Below are 19133 nucleotides of genomic sequence, written 5' to 3' on the forward strand. Positions count from 1 at the left end.
CGTGGCGTCGCGCACGGCACCCGGCATCTCAGCACCGGATTCCACGCCGCCGCACTCAGGGGCTGATGACTGCCTGACACCACCCCTGCCGCGCGAAGCCGACAGACCGGGACGCACACCGGCACCGGACACCGGTGGCGCCCCACCCGCCTTTCACCGCCATGCCTCACGACATCAGTCTTATCGCCACCATTGCGGCCGGTTTCGGCCTCGCCATGATTTTCGGCCTGCTCGCGGTCCGGCTGCGACTGCCGCCCCTGGTCGGCTATCTGCTCGCCGGCGTGCTGGTCAGTCCGAGCACACCAGGCTTCGTCGCCGATGTCGGCCTCGCCGGCCAGCTGGCCGAGATCGGCGTCATGCTGCTCATGTTCGGCGTCGGCCTGCATTTTTCGCTGGACGAACTGATGGCGGTGCGGCGCATCGCGATACCGGGCGCCATCGTGCAGATCGCGGTGGCCACGGTGCTCGGCATGGCGGCCGCCCATCTGTGGGACTGGCCGCTGGGCGGCGCCATGGTGTTCGGCCTCTGCCTGTCGGTCGCCAGCACGGTGGTGCTGCTGCGGGCGCTCGAATCGCGCGGCCTGCTGAAGTCGGTGAACGGGCAGATCGCGGTCGGCTGGCTGGTGGTCGAGGATCTGGTGATGGTGCTGGTGCTGGTCATGCTGCCGGCGCTGGCCGATGTGCTCGGCGGCAGCGCTGGCGGCAAGGCCGCGCACGCCTCCGGCCTCGGGCTGTGGCCGGCGCTGGCGCTGACGCTGGCCAAAGTGGTGGCCTTCATCGTGCTGATGCTGGTGGTGGGCCGGCGGGTGCTGCCGCGCCTGCTGTGGTGGGTGGCGCGCACCGGCTCGCAGGAGCTGTTCCGTCTGGCGGTGATCGCGATCGCGGTCGGCGTCGCCTTCGGCGCGGCCACGCTGTTCGACGTGTCGTTCGCGCTGGGCGCCTTCTTCGCCGGCATGATGATGCGCGAATCCGAATTCAGTCATCGCGCGGCGGACGAATCGCTGCCGCTGCGCGACGCCTTCGCGGTGCTGTTCTTCGTGTCGGTGGGCATGCTGTTCGACCCGGCGGTGGTGTGGAACCAGCCGCTCAAGCTGCTCATCGTGGTGGCCATCGTCATGCTGGGCAAGACGGTGGCCGCCATGCTGCTGGTGCTGGCTTTCCGCTACCCGCTGAACACCGCGCTCACGGTGGGCGTGAGTCTGGCGCAGATCGGCGAGTTCTCCTTCATCCTGGCCGGGCTGGGCGTGTCACTGGGCGTGATGCCGGCGGAAGGCCAGAGCCTGGTGCTGGCCGCCGCGCTGCTGTCGATCGCCGCCAATACCGCGCTGTTCTCGGCGATCGAGCCGCTGCGCGCCTGGGTGACCGCGCGCTCGGCCCTTGCACGACGGCTGGAACAGCGCGACGACCCGCTGGCGGCGCTGCCGATGAGCACCGACAGCCGGCTGCTGCACGAACAGGTGGTGCTGGTCGGCTACGGCCGGGTAGGCCAGCGCATCGCCGCCTCGCTGCAGGCGCAGCAGATTCCCTATGTGGTGGCGGAAATGAACCGCGAACGCGTCGACCAGCTGCGCCAGCAGGGCATTCCTGCGGTGTATGGCGACGCGCAGTCGCCCGAGGTGCTGATCCAGGCGCATATCGCGCGTGCTGCGGTGCTGGTGATCGCGCTGCCGGAAACCCTGCACGTGCGCACCATGGTCGAGGTCGCCCGCACGCTGAACCCGGACATCGCGGTGGTGATGCGCAGCCACAACGAGGACGAAGCCGAACTGCTGCGCCGGGAAAAGCTCGGCACCGTGCTGGTCGGCGAACACGAACTGGCGCGCGGCATGGCCGAACACGTGGCGCGCCATTTCGGCCGCACGGTCAGCACCGACAGCACCGCCATCCATCCCCCTTCCGGCCACTGACGCCGCCTCAGCGAAACACGCCATGTCCTCCGCACCACCGCACCGCCCCGCCTCCCCCGATACCCCGCCCTGGCATGCACTGACCGCAGACGCGGTCTGTGCAGCGCTGGAGGTTGATCCGCACACCGGCCTGTCGGCCGCCGAAGCGGCCGCGCGGCGCGTGCGTCACGGCGAGAACCGGCTGCCGGAGCCGCAGCGGCGGCCGCCCTGGCTGCGCTTCCTGCTGCAGTTCCACAACCCGCTCATCTATGTGCTGCTGGCGGCCGGTCTGGTCACGCTGGCGCTGGGCAGCCATGTGGACGCCGGCGTCATCCTCGGCGTGGTGCTCATCAATGCGCTGATCGGCCACATCCAGGAAGGCAAGGCCGAGCGCGCGCTGGACGCGGTGCGCGGCATGCTGGCCGCCCGCGCCACCGTGCTGCGCGACGGCGAGCGTCACCCGGTGGATGCGGCCGAACTGGTGCCCGGCGACATCGTGCTGCTGGAGCCGGGTGACAAGGTGCCGGCCGATCTGCGGCTGCTGCAGGCGCACAACCTGCGCACGGTGGAAGCGGCGCTGACCGGCGAGTCGGCGCCGGTGGACAAGACGCTGGAGCCGGTCGACGCCGGCGCCGGCATCGGTGACCGTCATCCGGTCTGTCATTCGGGCACGCTGGTCGCCTTCGGTCAGGGGCGCGGCGTGGTGGTGGCGACCGGCGCGCGCACCGAGATCGGCCGCATCGGCACGCTGGTGTCCGAGGTGGACACGCTGGCCACGCCGCTCACCCGCCGGCTGGACCAGTTCGCGCGCCAGATCACCGGCTTCATCCTCGCGGTGTCGGCGCTGACCGTGGCCTACGGCCTGTTCGTCGCGCACATGCCGCTGCTCGACCTGTTCCTCGCGGTGGTGGGCATCGCGGTGGCCGCCATCCCGGAAGGCATGCCGGCGGTGGTGACCATCGTGCTCGCCATCGGCACCCGCACCATGGCGCGCAAGAAAGCCATCGTGCGCCGGCTGCCCGCGGTGGAAACCCTGGGTTCGGTCACCGTCATCTGCACCGACAAGACCGGCACCCTGACCCGCAATGAAATGAGCGCGGTGCGGCTGGTGCTGCCCGGCGGCCGCACCCTGCGCGTGAGCGGCGGCGGCTATGCGCCGGAAGGCGGCTTTCACGACGGCAGCCGGCCGGTGGATCCGGAAGCCGACGAAGCCCTCGCCGCGGCAGCGCACTGCGCGTTGCTGTGCAATGACGCGCAGATCGGGCCGGATGGCGCCGGCGGCTGGAGCCTGGTGGGCGACCCGACCGAAGGCGCGCTGCTGGCGCTGGCGCGCAAGGCCGGGCTGGACCCGCAGGACAGCACGCGCGCCTGGCCGCGGCTCGACACCCTGCCCTTCGATTCGGCGCGCCAGTTCATGGCCACGCTGCACCACGACCACGACGGCCACGCCCGCGTGCTGCTCAAGGGCGCGCCGGAGCGCGTGCTGGCGCGCTGCGACCGGCTGGCCGGCGGCGGCGCCTTCGATCCGGACGGCTGGGCGGCCGAGGTGGCCCGCGCCGCCGGTGACGGCGAGCGGGTACTCGCGCTGGCGCGTGCGCCGGTCGCCCGCGGCACGGTGAGCCTGGAAGCGGCGCATCTGGACGCACCGTTCGAACTGCTGGGTCTGGTCGGCATCATCGACCCGCCGCGCGAAGAGGCGATTGCCGCGGTCGCGCAGTGCCGTGACGCCGGCATACGGGTGAAGATGATCACCGGCGACCACGCGGTCACCGCCGCCGCCATCGGCAGCGAACTCGGCCTGCAGGCGGAAGGCACGCTGACCGGCGAACAGATGGACAGGCTGGACGACGCCGCGCTGCGGGCGCGTGCGCTCGACACCGACGTGATCGCGCGTGCCAGCCCGGAGCACAAGCTGCGGCTGATCGCCGCGCTGCGCGCCGAAGGCCATCTCGTGGCGATGACCGGCGACGGCGTGAATGACGCGCCGGCGCTGAAGTCGGCCGACATCGGCGTGGCCATGGGCGGCAAGGGCACCGACGCGGCGCGCGAGGCGTCGGACCTGGTGCTGACCGACGACAACTTCGCCACCATCGCCCGCGCGGTACGCGAAGGCCGCGTGGTGTTCGACAACATCAAGAAGTCGCTGATGCACATGCTGCCCACCAATGGCGGCGAGGCCGGCGTCATCCTGCTGGCCATCTTCGCCGGGCTGCCGCTGCCGGTGACCGCCGGCCAGATCCTGTGGGTGAACACGGTCACCTCGGTCACGCTGGCGCTGTCGCTGGCGTTCGAACCGGCCGAGCACGGCGTCATGCAGCATCCGCCGCGACCGCCGTCCGAGGCGCTGATCACGCGCGCGCTGGGGCTGCGCATCCTGTTCGTGATCGCGCTGATGGTGGCAGCCACCTTCGGCGTGTTCCACTGGGAACTGGCGCGCGGCAGCAGTCTGGAACTGGCGCGTACCGCCGCGGTGAACACCATCGTCATGTGCGAACTGTTCTACCTGTTCAACGTGCGCCACTTCACCGCCCACGCCTTCCGGCTCGAAACGCTGACCGGCAACCGGGTCGCGCTCGGTGTCGGCGCGCTGCTCATCGTGCTGCAGCTGCTGTTCACCTACGCCCCGCCGATGCACGCCCTGTTCCGCAGCGCGCCGCTGGACCTGCAGTCATGGAGCGTGATTGCGGTCAGCGGACTGCTGCTCTTCATCGCGGTCGAAGCCGAGAAGGCCCTGCTTCGCCGCCTGCGCATCCACCGTCTTTAAGCCCGTCAGGAGGACACCATGCCGACCATCCGCCGCCTCATTGCCGCCACCGACCTGTCGGACGCCTCGCTGCACGCGGTCGACCGCGGTTTCGAACTGGCCGCGCGCCATGGCGCGCACTACACCCTGCTCCACGCCCTCGGACTGGACGCGCTCGGCCCGCTGCGCGATCTGCTCGGCGACGAGGCCGAACTGGTGGCCGAAAAGGCGATACAGCACCAGTTCGACGCGCTGGCCGCCGTGGCCGGCGATCCGGCGCGCAATGCCGGCGTGGTGGCCGACGTGAAGATAGAACCGGGCCTGGCGACCCGCGTGCTGGCCGACTATGCCGCGTCCGAACAGGCCGATCTGGTGCTGGTGGGCGCACGCGGCGCCAGCGTGCTGAGCCGGCTGCTGGTCGGCTCGACCGCCTCGCGCCTGCTGCGCAAGTGCGCCAGCCCGGTGCTGGTGGTGAAGAAACCGGGCCGCACGCCTTACCGCCGGGTGCTGGCGCCGGTCGATTTCTCGCCCGGTTCGCTGGCCACGCTGCGCATGGCCGCGCAGATCGCGCCTGACGCGGACGTGCTGCTGCTGCACAGCTTCGATGTGCCGTTCGAGGGCATGCTGCAGTACGCCGGCATCGAACAGGCGGTCATCCACCGCTACCGCGCGGAAGCCCGCGAACGCGCGCTGCGCCGGCTGCACGAACTGGCGGAAGAAGCGGGTCTGGAGCGCGGCCGCTATTCGGTGCGGATCGAGCACGGCGAAGCGACGCGTCACATCCTGGACGCGCAGACCGAATGCCGCTGCGACCTGGTCGCAATGGGCAAGCACGGCACCCATGTGACCGAAGAACTGCTGCTGGGCAGCGTGACCAAGCACGTGCTGTCGGAAGCCGATGCCGACGTGCTGGTGGTGGTGGACCGGCGCGGCCCCACCCTGCCGCCTCCGTTCTCCGGCGAGGACTTCGTCTGATCGCGGGCATCGCGCTGCCGCCGGCAGCGGTATTCGCGGCCGGCCTGGTCATCGTGCTGCTGGGCGCCGAAATGGTGCTGCGCGCCGCCGCCCGGATCGCGAACCGCCTGCGCGTGCCGCCGATCCTGATCGGCCTCACCGTGGTGTCGGTCGGCACCAGCGTGCCGGAACTGGGCGTCGGCCTGGCCGCGGTGGCCGAGAACAAGGGGCCGCTGGCGGTGGGCAACATCGCCGGCACCAATATGCTGAACATCCTGTTCATCCTTGGCCTCAGCGCGCTCATCCGTCCGCTGCCCACCCGCATGCTCAGCGTACGGCTGGACGTGCCGGTCATGATCGCGTCCGCACTCGCGCTGGTCGCGATGGCCTGGGACGGCCGGCTGGACCGCGGCGAGGGATCGATGCTGCTGATCGCGGCGGTGCTCTACACGGTGGCGCTGATCCATCTCAGCCGCGCCGAAGGCCCGGCACTGCAGCGCGAGTTCAGTCAGGAGTTCGGCCGGGAGTTCAGCCAGGAAGGTGCGCCCGCCCCGGCCATCGCTGCCCGACAGGGCATCCTCGAAGCACCCGCCGCACAGGGCGTGCTGCTGGCGGCCGGCATCGCGCTCACGCTGGTCGGTGCCGACCTGCTGGTCAATGGTGCATCGAGCATGGCCCGCACCTGGGGCGTGTCCGACGCCTTCATCGGGCTCACCGTCGTCGCCATCGGCACCTCGGCGCCGGAACTGGTCACCACGCTGCTGGCCACCCTGAAGAACGACCGCGACGTGGCGATCGGCAACCTGATCGGCAGCAGCATCTACAACATCCTGGTCATTCTCGGCCTCACCGTGGTGGCCGCGCCCGGCGGCGTAGAGGTGGGCAGCGAGGTGCTGCGCATCGACCTGCCGCTGGCGGCGCTGGTGGCCCTCGTGTGCCTGCCGGTATTCCGCAGCGAAGGACGGGTGTCGCGCAGCGAGGGCGCGGTGTTCGTGATCGCCTATCTGGTGTATCTGTCGCTGCTGCTGCTCGTCCGGCACTGAGGAGCGGCACCGCAAGGAAAGTTGAGCTGGATCATGGCGGCGCGGCCGGTGGCGACCATACTGGAATCAGTTACTTCTCCTCCTTGTCCTGTATTTCAGGGCATTCGAACCGGCCACCGGATCGCTCCCTGGCCGGTCTTCTTTTGCGCGGCCGGCAGCGCGCGCAAAGATTCACATAAAGAATCTAAGTTTCACCCATGGCATCATGACGCGATGTCATCGCCCGCCTCGTCCATTCCCCTGCCCCATCCTTCTTCCCGCAGGGCCACGCTGTATGGCTTGGTCGCCATCGCGCTGTGGAGCGTCACGATAGGCATGCTGCGCTCGGTCAGCGAACGCGCGGGTCCGGTCGGCGGCGCGGCGCTGATCTACGGCGCGGGTGCGCTGTGCCTGCTGGCGCTGTTCCGCCCGCCGCCGGCGCGTCTGTTCGCGCCGCGCTACCTGCTGGTCGGCGGCGGCCTGTTCGTGCTGTACGAACTGCTGCTGTCGCTGTCGGTCGGGCTGGCGGTCAGCCGGGAGCAAGCGCTGGTGGTGGGGCTGATCAACTATCTGTGGCCGCTGCTGACGGTGCTGTGCGCGGTGCTGCTCAATGGCGAACGCCTCGGGCTGCTGGCCCTGCCCGGCTTCGCGCTGAGCCTGTACGGCGTGGCCTGCGTATTCGCCGGATCGATGACGCCGGCGCTGGCGCCGCTGGTCGAGGCGGTGCGCGACGCGCCGCTGAGCCCGGCCATGGCGCTCGCCGGCGCGCTGTGCTGGGCGCTGTACTGCGCACTGACCCGGCGCTGGGCGGGCGGGCGCAATGGCGTGACCTGGTTCTTCTGCGCCACGGCGGCAGTGCTGCTGGCGATGGCGGTGGCTACCGGCGCCCTGACTGCGCTGCCGGACGCGGTCACGCTGCTGCAGGCGGTGCTGGCCGGCGCGGCTTTGAGTACCGGTTACGCGCTGTGGAATGTGGCCATGCTGCACGGCCGGGTCACACTGATCACCGGCGCCGCCTACGCAACCCCGGTGCTGTCGTCGGCCTTTGCGGCGGTATGGCTGGGCGCATCGACCAGTCCGGCCTTCTGGTGGGGTGCGCTGCTGGTCAGCGTCGGCGCGCTGCTGTGCTGGCAGGCCGGGCGCAGGCGCTGACGCCGGCGTCCGCACCGGTTGCGGATGTACCGGAGGACGGACGAAAAAAAAGCGGGCCGAAGCCCGCCTTTCCTGCTCAGCCGCGAGTGATCAGCGGTTGGCGACGTACATGGTGATTTCGAAGCCGAAACGCAGGTCGGTGGCCTTCGGGGTTTCCCAGTTCATGTCAGTCTCCTTGGAGGTGTTCGCTCATTCACTGCGGATGCAGTGCATGGATCGAATACTGCGCCGGACCGGCAGCGGCCACCTCCACGCAGTCTGGAAAGACGGCTCATGATTTTCCTGAGCGCAGGCTTTCGAACACCGCCGGCAGCATGCAGTTCTGCAGGCTGCGCTGCGCGAACAGATAGCGGCCGTCGCAGACGAAACCCAGTTCCTGCCAGTCGACCGCGTCGTTCAGCAGTTCGGCGGCGCGTGCCAGATCGCTCACTTCGGGCCGCGCGAACAGCGCCAGCACCGAGCCGTCGTAATCCGGGCAGTCGTGCAGGAAGAAAGGCCGCGGCTTGCGGGTCTTGCCATTCACGTAGATGCGCGGTCCGCCGCTGCGGTGGTGCATGCGGCCCCACTGCCACCAGTTGTGTTCGCCGAAGCTGCGCACCCGACGCGCCAGCAGCCGCGGCTTGTGGCGCTCCAGCCAGTCGTTGCGCAGGTCGAAAAAGGCGCGCCGGGTCCGGCCGGTGTCCACGGTGCTGGAACAGACGAATTCCATATTGCCGTCCGGATGCACGAATACGTCGTCGGCACCGGACACCGCGCCCACCCGCACGTCGAACAGCGAAGCGAGCGGCACCGTGTAGTCGCCGCGCAGGAACATGAGCTGGCCGCGTTCGCAGTGGAAGCGCCGGCCGTCGCTCATGCGCCGGTCCATGCGTCCCTTCTCGAAACGGAATACGGCGCAGTTCGGCACGAAGGCACCGAACACCCGGCTATCGCCGGTCTCGATGAAGTCGGTGATGCTGCCCTGGGCGTACAGCCAGTCGTTGAGCCGGCGCGCGGCGGTGAGCTTGATGAAGTCGCGCGGCACGATGAAGATGAGTTCGCCGCCCGGCTTCAGATGGCGTACGCACTTCTCGATGAAGAACAGGTAGAGGTTGCTGCGGCGGTCGAACAGTTCGCCGGGCAGACGCGCCCGGGTGTCTGGCAGGATGTCCTGGTGGCGCACATAGGGCGGATTGCCGATCACGGTGTCGAACTGCTCGCTGACCGGATAGGCGAAGAAGTCCATCACCTGTGCGCCGGCCGGCGCGACCGAAGGATCGATCTCGATGGCGGTGCAGCCGGGAATGCGCGACGCGAAGGCGCCGTCACCCGCCGACGGTTCCAGCGTGCGTCCGCGATTGCGGCGCAGCGCCAGCATCAGCTCGACCACATCGCTCCGGGTGAAGACCTGTCCGAGTATTTCGACCCGGTGATTCCTTTCGTTCATGAGTCAATTGTCCCATGCGGCGCAGCATGTGAGGCGGCCGGGCATGGGCTAACATCGCTCCCCCGCGCACTTTCCCTGCATCCGCCCATGCTGCACGCCCCGATGGAACCGTTCGATCACGGCTGGCTGGAGGTCGGCCACGGCCATCGCGTGTACTACGAACAGTGCGGCAACCCGGACGGACGGCCGGCGCTGTATCTGCACGGCGGACCGGGCTCCGGCTGCTCGCCGCGCCAGCGCCGCTTCTTCGATCCGGAAAAGTGGCGCGTGGTGCTGTTCGACCAGCGCGGCTGCGGACGCAGCACGCCGCTCGGCCACACCGAACACAATCACAGCGACGCACTGATCGCCGACATCGAGGCGCTGCGCCACCACCTCGGCATCGCGCAGTGGCTGGTGTTCGGCGGCTCATGGGGCGCGACGCTGGCCGCCGCCTACGCCGCGGCTCACCGCGAGGCCTGCAGCGGCGTGCTGCTGCGCGGGCTGTTCCTCGGCGGCCGCGAGGACATCGAATGGTTCTTCCACGGTGCGGCCGCCCTCGCCCCCGAAGCGCACGACGCCTTCATGCAGGCGGTGCCGGCCCGCTGGCGCCGGCGCGTCGTCACCTGGCTGGACCGCGTGTTCTCGGCCGGTGAGCTCGCGCGCATCGACCCCGCGGTGCGGGCCTGGCGCGCCTGGGAGCACGCGCTCGGCGTCTGGCCGGAACGCACGGTGCCGGCCGAACCGACGCAGGACGAATGGCCGCTGCTGCGCGCCCGCTACCGGGTGCAGAGCCATTACCTCGCGCGCCGCTGCTTCTTCGGCGAAGCGCGGGTGCTGGACGCGATCGCGCGGCTGCGCGGCCTGCCGGTGGCCTTCATCCATGGCACCAATGACCTGATCTGCCGGCCGCAGAACGCCGCACGCGCCCACCGCTCGCTGGCCGGCAGTCGGCTCGCCTGGGCGCAGGGCGCGGGCCACGACCCCTTCCATCCGGCCAGTCTGGCGCTGATCGGATCGGCGCTGGACGCGCACGCGCGCGACGGCCATTTCGACGCCTGGCCCGGAGACCGCGCATGAGCCTGCGGCTGAAGCTGAACCTGCTGATCGCGCTGGTCATCCTCACCTTCACCAGCACCATGCTCACGCTGGAACTGATGGGCACCCGGCGCGCGGTGGGCGAGGAAATCGAGGCCGCCAACCGGGTGGCCACCCAGCTGCTGTCGCGGGTGGCGCTGGTGTACGCCAACATGGGCTCGCCGGCGCTGGTGGACTTCCTGCACCGGCTGGGCCGGGTGCGCGCCACCGAAATCCATCTGCTGGACGGCGGCGGCAACCTGCTCTACACCTCGCCGCCCTCGCCCTACAAGGCGGGCCGCGACGCGCCGGACTGGTACTCGAACGCCATCCTGCCGAAGCGGCCGCTGCAGGAAATCACGCTGAGCGACGGCGCGCGACTGGTGATCGCGGCCGACGCCTCGCGCGCCATCCTCGACGGCTGGGACGACGCGGTGCAGCTGCTCATCGTCGGCTCGATCGCGCTGCTGCTCGGCAACGGCATCGTGTTCTGGCTGGTCGGGCGCGAGGTGCGGCCCTTCAGCACCATCGTGCGTGGCCTGGAACAGATGCGCGCCGGCGACTACCACACCCGGCTGCCGCCGCTGCCCGGCAAGGAAGCCAGTTCGATGGCCCAGGCCTTCAACCGCATGGCGCAGTCGATCGAGGACAACATGAACGCCCGGCAGGAGGCGCTGGAGGCGCGCAGCAATCTGGAAGAGAACCGCGAACTGACCCAGTTCATTCAGAGCCGCATCGAAGAGGAGCGGCGCGATATCGCGCGCGAGCTGCACGACGAAATGGGTCAGGCGGTCACCGCGATCAAGAGCATGGGGCTGGCCATCGCGCGCCGCGACGCACAGACCGACCCGCGCAGCGCCGAGGCCGCCAACCTGATCGTGGATACCGCCAATCACCTGTACGACGTGATGCACAGCATCATCCCGAAACTGCGCCCGCTGGCGCTGGACAATCTCGGGCTGGAAGACGCGCTGGAGGATCTGGTGTCTGAGTGGCGACGCCACCATCCGGACATGGAATTTGCACTGACATTGCGCGATCTGCCCGAATCGCCCGGGGATTCGTTCAAGCTGGCGGCCTACCGCATCGTGCAGGAAGCGGTGACCAATGCGCTGAAGCACGCCCATGCCCGGAAAATCATGATTTCGCTGGCCGGCACGGAACACGGGCTGCAGGTGCGGGTCGAGGACGACGGCGCCGGACTGGCTGACGGCTGGGCGCAGAAGCGTGGCCATCATGGCGTGCGCGGCATGCGCGAACGCGCCCAGGCGCTGGGTGGCGATCTGGCGCTGGAACCGCGTGAAGGCGGCGGCACCTGCGTCAGTGCGCGACTGCCGATGGATTGAAGGGGGAAAACGAATGGGCGCGATGGGACCGATCAAAGTCATGCTGGTGGACGATCACGCGGTCGTCCGCATGGGATTCAAGCTGCTGCTCGCGGCCTGTGAGGACATCGAGGTGATCGGCGAGGCGGACAGCGGCGAAGCGGCCTACCAGCGCTACGCCGAACTGAAGCCGGACGTGATCGTGATGGACCTGTCCATGCCCGGCATGGGCGGCATCGAGGCGGTGCGCCGGCTCACCGCGCGCGACAAGGGCGTGCGCATCCTGGCGCTGTCGGCGCACGAGGACACCGCGCATCCGAAACGGGTGCTCAAGGCCGGCGCCACCGGCTATCTGTCGAAGCGCGGCGCGCCGGAAGCGCTGATCGACGCGGTGCGCACGGTGGCCGCCGGGCGCATGTATCTGGACGCCGAAATCGCGCAGAAGCTGGCGATGCAGGACGTGACCGGTACCCAGAACCCGGTCGAGGCGCTGTCGGAGCGCGAGTTCGAGGTGTTCATCCATCTGGCGCGCGGTCAGTCGGTGAATCAGATCGCCGAAACCCTGCACCTGTCGACCTCCACGGTCGGCACCCATCTTTACAACGTGAAGCAGAAGCTCGGCGCGTCCAACCAGGCCGAACTGACGCTGATCGCGCTGCGAAATGGGCTTATTGAGGCCTGATCGAAGCCCAGACAAAGTCCTGTGCGCAATCTGAGCCAGGCCCGGACGCGCCGGCTTCAGGCGTTCGGGAACGGACACACGCTGGCGCTCCGCCCCATCCCCGCCGCTACTCCGGCACCTCACTGAGCGCCCTGTAAGCACCTCAGCACGCACCGCCCCGGTGCGTACTCCTGGCAATCTGCCGCCCGTCTGTGCGCTCCGCAGCACCTCGACGTGCGGATTGCAACGGCCGCGCCCACTCCATGCCGGTTTCTCCGTTGAAGCCTGAAACATCGTTTCACCCGGGCTGGATGCTGCACCGCACACATCAACCACCGTCCGTCGGCGCCAGACGGCGCACCCCGGGCTGCTCCGATGAATGCGGCATGCGCCGGTACCCAAAGGTCACCGCCCTCTGACGCACTCTGGCACGGATCACGCTTTGATTTGTGCAATGCACCATCGAATATCCACTCACACAGGTTTGCCCTACATGTCCCGTTAGTCCATCTGTCACCGCCCGACGCTCAGGCCAAGGGCGGCTCAACTGGAGATCATCATGCGTATCCTCGGCCTGCTGCTCATGCTCACCCTTGCGCCCGGCGCCCACGCCGACGCGGAGCGCTACCTCCAGCTGTCCATGCACATGGTGAAAGTGCTGGCCGCGGGCGCTGACGGCCGGATCAACACCGGCACTGGCGTCCAGCTGGACGCGCACACCCTGGTCACCAACTGCCACGTGGTGGGCAGCGCCCATCACGTGATCGCCGCCCGCGGCAGTAGTGGCGTGCCGGCCACCGCCCGCACCGCAGACCGCCGTCACGACCTGTGCGTGATGAACACCCCGGTCGCCGCCGGCCGCCCCGCCGCCCTCGCCTCCAGCACCGGCCTGAAGGTGGGCGACGCGGTCTACGCGGTGGGCTTTTCCGGCGGCAAGTCACTGTCGATGAGCGAGGGCCGCGTGATGGCGCTGCATGACATGGACGGCGCGCGGGTGATCGAGACCGACGCTTCCTTCCAGCAGGGGGCGTCCGGCGGCGCGCTGTTCGACGGTGAAGGCCGCATGGTGGGCGTGCTCACCTTCTTCATTCCCGGCCTGAAACGGCATTTCGCGGTGCCGGCCGACTGGCTGTCCGAGGCGCTGGCGGCCTCCGGCGAACTGCCGCTGCCGCTGGACACCGGCGCGCCCCCGTTCTGGGCGGCGGCGGACGAGGACAAACCCTATTTCCTGCGCGCCATCCAGCACGAGAACGACGGCAACTGGGGCCGCCTGCAGGCGGTGGCGAAGGAATGGGTGGAAGCCGAGCCGAACAACCGTGCCGCGATCGAAGCCGCGGTGCGCGCCAGCCACCTGCCCGCGCCGCACTGAAGTTCGCGGGAAGCGGTCACGTGCATCGTTTCAGCCGTACCGTCGCAATGTCGGCAGCAGGGCCTGCGCGTTATCGCGGGTGATGGCGCGCACCGCGCTGTCCGGCAGACCGACCGACTGCAGGTCGCGAACGGTTTCGGCCAGCGGCACGAATGGATTGTCGCTGCCAAGCAGGATCTGAGACACCGGAACGAAGCTGGTCAGCGCCGCGAGGGCCGGCCTGTTCGCCGTACCGGCCAGATCGAACCAGTGCCGGGCCAGTTCCTGCTCAACGCCGTGCGGAGCGAGGGACGCCAGATTCGACGGACCGTACTGCTTCATGCGGCCCACCATCATGGGCATGGTGCCGCCTGCGTGGGTGAAGATGAAGCGGATGTCGCGATAGCGCGAGAACGTACCGGTAAACAGCATGTTGGTGATCGCCCGCGCGGTGTCCTGAGGGACCTCGGCGATCATGGGCGCCACGTCAGGCATCAGGCTGCGACAGCACAGGGGCGCTGTCGGATGGACGAACACGACCGCCTTCCTGCGGTTAAGCGCCTCGAACACCGTGTCGTAGGCCGGATTGCCCAGCCACTTGTCGCCATAGCTGGTCATCAGGCCGATGCCGTCGGCCTTCAGCACGTCCAGCGCGTGCTCGATCTCCTTCAGGCTTCCTTCCTGATCCGGCAGCGGCAGCACGCCGAACAGACCGAAACGGCCCCGGTGCTTCGCACCCAGTTCCGCTGCGTAGTCATTCACCTGACGGGCGGTACGGCGGGCGGCCGCGACGTCCCCGAACCACACGCCGGGCGAGGTCAGCGACAGCACTGCGGTCGCCACGCCCGCGGCATCCATGGCGTCGATCGCCTTTTCAGGCGTCCAGGTGAGCCAGGCCTGGCTCAGCCCGCCGCCGCGCACACCGGCAACCTTGTCACGATACTGATCGAGATAGAACGGCGGGATATGGTGATGATGCACATCGATCGCTCCGCGCTCGTGACCGGAGACGGTCGACGCGGAACGGCATGCAGACAGGCCTGCAGCGAGACCCACGCCGACCAGGCCTGACAGGATGCGGCGCCTCGGCGCGACGTCTGCAGCACGTTCACCGCTGCAGGGCGCAAACCGGACGTTCCGGAAAGCATCCTCGCCCATCGCTCACCTCCACGGCTCTGAAGTCAGGCGGACGCACGGGTCCGCGATGCATGCGAGCGGCAGGCAGGTCACACGCACAGACCTGCGCGTGTGACCCGATGACGCGGGAACCTACTTCTGCACCGCCACCGCGACCTTCTGCGGCTGGGCATCCGGCGCCGCGGAATGCGCGGCGGTGCCGGCAGCCGACGGCAGCAGCGGCACGATGAGCAGCGCGACGATGTTGATGATCTTGATCAGCGGGTTCACTGCGGGGCCTGCGGTGTCCTTGTACGGATCACCGACCGTGTCACCGGTTACCGCCGCCTTGTGCGCCTCGGAACCCTTGCCGCCGAAGTGGCCGTCCTCGATGTACTTCTTCGCGTTGTCCCAGGCGCCACCGCCTGTGGTCATCGAGATCGCGACGAACAGCCCGGTCACGATGGTGCCCATCAGCACACCGCCCAGCGCCTGCACGCCGGCCTGCGGCCCCATCAGGAAGGCGATGCCGAAGGCCACGACCACCGGCACCAGTACCGGCAGCAGCGAAGGCACCATCATTTCCTTGATCGCTGCCACGGTGAGCATGTCGACCGCGCGTGAGTAGTCGGGCTTGGCCGTGCCTTCCATGATGCCGGCGATCTCCTTGAACTGGCGACGTACCTCGACCACCACCGCACCCGCTGAACGGCCGACCGCTTCCATCGCCATCGCGCCGAACAGGTAGGGAATCAGGCCGCCGATGAACAGGCCGATGATGACCGCCGGGTTGGCCAGATCGAAGGCCACGCTGTGGCCGACCGCTTCCAGCGCATGGGTGTAGTCGGCGAACAGCACCAGCGCCGCCAAACCGGCCGAGCCGATGGCATAGCCCTTGGTCACCGCCTTGGTGGTGTTGCCCACCGCGTCCAGCGGGTCGGTCACCGCGCGCACCGAATCCGGCAGTTCCGCCATTTCGGCGATGCCACCGGCGTTGTCGGTGATCGGGCCATAGGCGTCGAGCGCGACGATGATGCCGGACATGCTGAGCATCGAGGTCGCCGCGATCGCGATGCCGTACAGGCCGCCCAGCGTGTAGGCCGCCCAGATCGCCGCGCACACGGCCAGCACCGGCCAGGCGCAGGACTTCATCGACACGCCGAGGCCGGCGATGATGTTGGTGCCGTGCCCTGTGGTCGAGGCTTCCGCGATGTGTTTCACGGGCTTGAAATCGGTGCCGGTGTAGTACTCGGTGATCACCACCATCAGGCCGGTCAGCACCAGACCCACGACCGCCGCGCCGTACAGCCGCATCTGGGCGCCGTCGGAGATGCCCATCGAGGCGTTCAGCGCGTCGTCAGGCATCAGCATCGTGGTGAGCGGGTAGAAGGCGATCAGCGCAAGCACGCCGGCGACGATGAGGCCGCGGTAGAGGCCGTTCATGATCTTCTGGCCCGGCTTGGTCTTGACGAACATGCAGCCGATGATGGACGCAATGATGGAGAAGCCGCCCAGCGCCAGCGGATAGATCACCGCCGCCTCGGCGTTCGACTTCAGCATCAGCGCGCCGAGCAGCATGGTGGCCACCGTGGTCACCGCGTAGGTTTCGAACAGGTCGGCCGCCATGCCCGCGCAGTCGCCGACGTTGTCACCGACGTTGTCGGCGATCACCGCCGGATTGCGCGGATCGTCTTCCGGAATGCCGGCTTCGACCTTGCCCACCAGATCGGCGCCGACGTCTGCACCCTTGGTGAAGATGCCGCCGCCCAGACGGGCGAAGATCGAAATCAGCGACGAGCCGAAGCCCAGGCCGATCAGCGGATGGATGATCTGGTCGATCGCTGCGCCATGCGCCGCCGAACCCTTCAGGATGGCGTAGTAGCCGGCCACCCCGAGCAGGCCCAGACCGACCACCAGCATGCCGGTGATGGCCCCGCCGCGGAAGGCAACGTCAAACGCTTCGGAAATGCCCTTGCGCGCGGCCTCCGCGGTGCGCACGTTGGAGCGCACCGACACGTTCATGCCGATGTAGCCGGCCGCGCCCGACAGCACCGCGCCGATGACGAAACCGGCGGCGGTCGATACGCCGAGCGTGACAGCGAGCAGGACGGTGAGGATGACGCCGACGATGCCGATGGTGCGGTACTGCCTGTTGAGGTAGGCCTTCGCCCCCTCCTGCACCGCATCGGCAATCTCGCGCATGCGCGGATTGCCTGTGGGTTGGGCAAGAATCCACTTGCTGGATACGGCGCCATAGACAATGGCCACCACGGAGCACACGAGTGCGAACCACAGACCGAAAGACGACGACATCACCCCTCCTCTTGTTTTGACTGCGTGCAACGAAAGGACGGCGCTTTCACGTCGCCCCCGAAAGCAGCGAGCAACCTTGTGGGCTGCCGGTCAGCCGCCCCTGCGGCGCCTGACCTGGTATGTCATCCGCACGCCGGGGAGCGTGCGGCTACAAGCGGTGCGTCTTCGACCCGGTCAGCCTGCGAACGGCGGCAGCGTGCGCGGCACGCTTTCGTTCTTCAGACTGACATAGGCCGGCAGTCCATTCACGTAAGGCGGATAGTCCTCGCCTTCGATCAGGGGCTGCAGGTATTTCCGGCAGGCGTCGGTGATGCCGAAGCCGTCGTCGGAAATGAAATGCCTGGGCATCATCTTCTCGCGGTTCGCAACGTCCTGCAGTTGCGCCACATCAATCTTCCATGCATAGGGCGTGTCGGACAGCCGCACGATGGCGGGCATGACCGCATTGCGGCCCTCGATCGCCAGTTCGACCGCACGGCGGCCGAGCGCGTAGGCCTGCTGCGCGTCGGTGCCGGAGGCGATGTGGCGGCCGCTGCGCTGCAGGTAGTCCGGCAGCGCCCAGTGGTATTTGTGGCCAAGCTTCGTCTTGATCAGCTCGGCGATCTGCTGGCCGACGCCGCCCAGCTGGGCGTGGCCGAAGGCGTCGCGCGTGCCGGATTCGGCCAGCAGTCTGCCGTCGCTGCCGCGCAGGCCCTCGGACACCGCGATGGCGCAGAAGTCGTGCTCGCGCACGCAGGCGTCGACGCGCGCCAGGAAGGCCGCCTCGTCGAACGGAATTTCGGGGAACAGCAGGATGTGCGGCGCCTCGGCCGGCGTACGCGCGGCGAGACCCGCCGCGGCGGTGATCCAGCCGGCATGACGGCCCATCACTTCCATCACGAAGATCTTGGTGGACGTGCGCGCCATCGAGGCGACGTCCAGACCGGCTTCCATCATCGACACCGCAACGTATTTCGCGACCGAACCGAAGCCCGGGCAGTTGTCGGTTTCGACCAGATCGTTGTCCACCGTCTTCGGAATGCCGACGCAGGTAAGCGGGTAGTGCAGCTTTTCCGCGATCTGCGACACCTTCCACGCGGTGTCCATCGAATCGTTGCCGCCGTTGTAGAGGAACCAGCGGATATCGTGCGCGCGGAACACCTCGATCAGCCGCTCGTACTGCGCGCGGCTTTCTTCGAGGCCCTTCAGCTTGTAGCGACAGGAGCCGAAGGCGCCGCCCGGCGTGTGGCGCAGGGCGGCGATGGCCGCATCGCTTTCCAGCGAGGTGTCGATCAGGTCTTCGTGCAGCGCGCCGAGGATGCCGTTGCGCCCGGCGAACACCTTGCCGATCACGTCACCATGCTCACGCGCCGCCTGGATGACGCCGCAGGCAGTCGTGTTGATGACTGCCGTGACGCCACCGGACTGCGCGTAGAACAGGTTTGCAGCCATGCGGATCAGGCCAGTGCGTCGAAGGCGCGCTGTTTCACTTCATCGACCGGACCGACGCCGGAAATGGCGCGGTACTTCGGTGCGCCCGGCTCGCCGCGCTGCGCCCAGCCCGAGTAGTACTCGACCAGCGGACGGGTCTGCGAGTGATAGACGTCCAGACGCTTGCGCACCACTTCCTCGCGGTCGTCGTCGCGCTGCACCAGCGGCTCGCCGGTCACGTCGTCGACGCCCTCGACCTTGGGCGGATTGAACACCACGTGATAGGTGCGGCCCGACGCGATGTGGGCACGGCGACCGCTCATGCGGGTGATGATGTCCTGGTCCGGCACCTGGATTTCGAGCACGAAATCGATCGGCACGCCGGCCGCCTTCATCGCGTCGGCCTGCGGAATCGTGCGCGGGAAGCCGTCGAACATGTAGCCGGCCTTGCAGTCGTCTTCCTTCAGGCGGTCCTTGACCAGATTGATGATGAGGTCGTCGGACACGAGACCGCCGGCGTCCATCACCTTTTTCGCCTCGATGCCCAGCGGCGTGCCGGCCTTGACCGCGGCGCGCAGCATGTCACCGGTGGAAATCTGGGGGATGTTGAAGCGTTCCTTGATGAAGGTCGCCTGAGTGCCCTTGCCTGCGCCCGGGGGGCCCAGAAGTATGAGACGCATGTCCTCTCCTGATGTGAGTCTGTTTTTGGATTCTGTTCGAA

15 protein-coding genes are annotated in these 19133 nt (G+C 68.4%); 9 read left to right on the forward strand and 6 right to left on the reverse strand.

Annotated elements, in window-relative coordinates; translation table 11 throughout:
• The first annotated feature begins 161 nt into the window (after window positions 1-161).
• The 5 genes from METUNV1_RS06765 (at window position 162) to yddG (ending at window position 7757) form a co-directional block, all read left to right on the forward strand.
• Window positions 162-1907 carry a cation:proton antiporter domain-containing protein gene (locus METUNV1_RS06765; protein ID WP_008060147.1) on the forward strand — a complete coding sequence of 582 codons (1746 nt, stop codon included), beginning with the start codon at window positions 162-164 and terminating at the stop codon, window positions 1905-1907.
• 22 nt (window positions 1908-1929) lie between these two features.
• Window positions 1930-4650 carry a cation-translocating P-type ATPase gene (locus METUNV1_RS06770; protein ID WP_008060149.1) on the forward strand — a complete coding sequence of 907 codons (2721 nt, stop codon included), beginning with the start codon at window positions 1930-1932 and terminating at the stop codon, window positions 4648-4650.
• 18 nt (window positions 4651-4668) lie between these two features.
• Window positions 4669-5604, forward strand: coding sequence for a universal stress protein (locus METUNV1_RS06775; protein WP_008060150.1), 936 nt, complete (start codon window positions 4669-4671; stop codon window positions 5602-5604).
• A 53-nt stretch (window positions 5605-5657) separates the two neighbouring features.
• A complete protein-coding gene (locus tag METUNV1_RS06780) occupies window positions 5658-6626 on the forward strand; it encodes a calcium/sodium antiporter (protein ID WP_008060151.1) in 969 nt (322 codons plus the stop codon).
• 213 nt (window positions 6627-6839) lie between these two features.
• Complete coding sequence (gene yddG, locus METUNV1_RS06785; RefSeq protein ID WP_051165271.1) at window positions 6840-7757, forward strand: aromatic amino acid DMT transporter YddG; 918 nt, start codon at window positions 6840-6842, stop codon at window positions 7755-7757.
• A 90-nt stretch (window positions 7758-7847) separates the two neighbouring features.
• On the opposite strand, the gene pqqA is transcribed toward yddG, so the two are convergent.
• Together pqqA and METUNV1_RS06795 are read right to left on the reverse strand one after the other, a co-directional pair.
• A complete protein-coding gene (gene pqqA, locus METUNV1_RS06790) occupies window positions 7848-7922 on the reverse strand; it encodes a pyrroloquinoline quinone precursor peptide PqqA (protein ID WP_008060153.1) in 75 nt (24 codons plus the stop codon).
• A 106-nt stretch (window positions 7923-8028) separates the two neighbouring features.
• Entirely contained in the window at window positions 8029-9183 is a 1155-nt protein-coding gene (locus tag METUNV1_RS06795; RefSeq protein ID WP_008060154.1) for an Eco57I restriction-modification methylase domain-containing protein, read from the reverse strand.
• A gap of 87 nt (window positions 9184-9270) precedes the next feature.
• On the opposite strand from METUNV1_RS06795, the gene pip reads away from it, so the two are divergent.
• The 4 genes from pip (at window position 9271) to METUNV1_RS06815 (ending at window position 13594) form a co-directional block, all read left to right on the forward strand.
• Complete coding sequence (gene pip, locus METUNV1_RS06800) at window positions 9271-10242, forward strand: prolyl aminopeptidase (RefSeq protein ID WP_008060155.1); 972 nt, start codon at window positions 9271-9273, stop codon at window positions 10240-10242.
• The gene (locus METUNV1_RS06805; RefSeq protein ID WP_008060156.1) at window positions 10239-11585 is read left to right on the forward strand and encodes an ATP-binding protein; all 1347 of its coding nucleotides are present in this window, start codon (window positions 10239-10241) and stop codon (window positions 11583-11585) included. The genes pip and METUNV1_RS06805 overlap by 4 nt, the downstream gene beginning before the upstream one ends.
• Window positions 11586-11607: 22 nt before the next feature.
• Complete coding sequence (locus METUNV1_RS06810) at window positions 11608-12246, forward strand: response regulator (RefSeq protein WP_026188076.1); 639 nt, start codon at window positions 11608-11610, stop codon at window positions 12244-12246.
• A 538-nt stretch (window positions 12247-12784) separates the two neighbouring features.
• Window positions 12785-13594 (forward strand): S1 family peptidase, encoded by an 810-nt coding sequence (locus tag METUNV1_RS06815; protein ID WP_008060158.1) that lies wholly within the window; start codon window positions 12785-12787, stop codon window positions 13592-13594.
• Between the two features lie 30 nt (window positions 13595-13624).
• Here the strand turns inward: METUNV1_RS06815 and METUNV1_RS06820 are convergent, their stop codons facing one another.
• The 4 genes from METUNV1_RS06820 to adk all read right to left on the reverse strand — a co-directional run bounded on the left by METUNV1_RS06820 (window position 13625) and on the right by adk (window position 19092).
• Window positions 13625-14554, reverse strand: coding sequence for an amidohydrolase family protein (locus METUNV1_RS06820; protein ID WP_232416238.1), 930 nt, complete (start codon window positions 14552-14554; stop codon window positions 13625-13627).
• 288 nt (window positions 14555-14842) lie between these two features.
• Window positions 14843-17002: a sodium-translocating pyrophosphatase gene (locus tag METUNV1_RS06825; protein WP_008060160.1), complete on the reverse strand. Its 2160-nt coding sequence runs from the start codon at window positions 17000-17002 to the stop codon at window positions 14843-14845.
• Between the two features lie 174 nt (window positions 17003-17176).
• Window positions 17177-18433: a 6-phosphofructokinase gene (locus METUNV1_RS06830; protein ID WP_008060163.1), complete on the reverse strand. Its 1257-nt coding sequence runs from the start codon at window positions 18431-18433 to the stop codon at window positions 17177-17179.
• A 5-nt stretch (window positions 18434-18438) separates the two neighbouring features.
• A complete protein-coding gene (gene adk / locus METUNV1_RS06835; protein ID WP_008060165.1) occupies window positions 18439-19092 on the reverse strand; it encodes an adenylate kinase in 654 nt (217 codons plus the stop codon).
• Between the last annotated feature and the right edge of the window lie 41 nt (window positions 19093-19133).

Origin of the sequence: Methyloversatilis universalis FAM5 (assembly GCF_000214035.2) — a bacterium.
Taxonomy (GTDB): Bacteria; Pseudomonadota; Gammaproteobacteria; order Burkholderiales; family Rhodocyclaceae; genus Methyloversatilis; species Methyloversatilis universalis.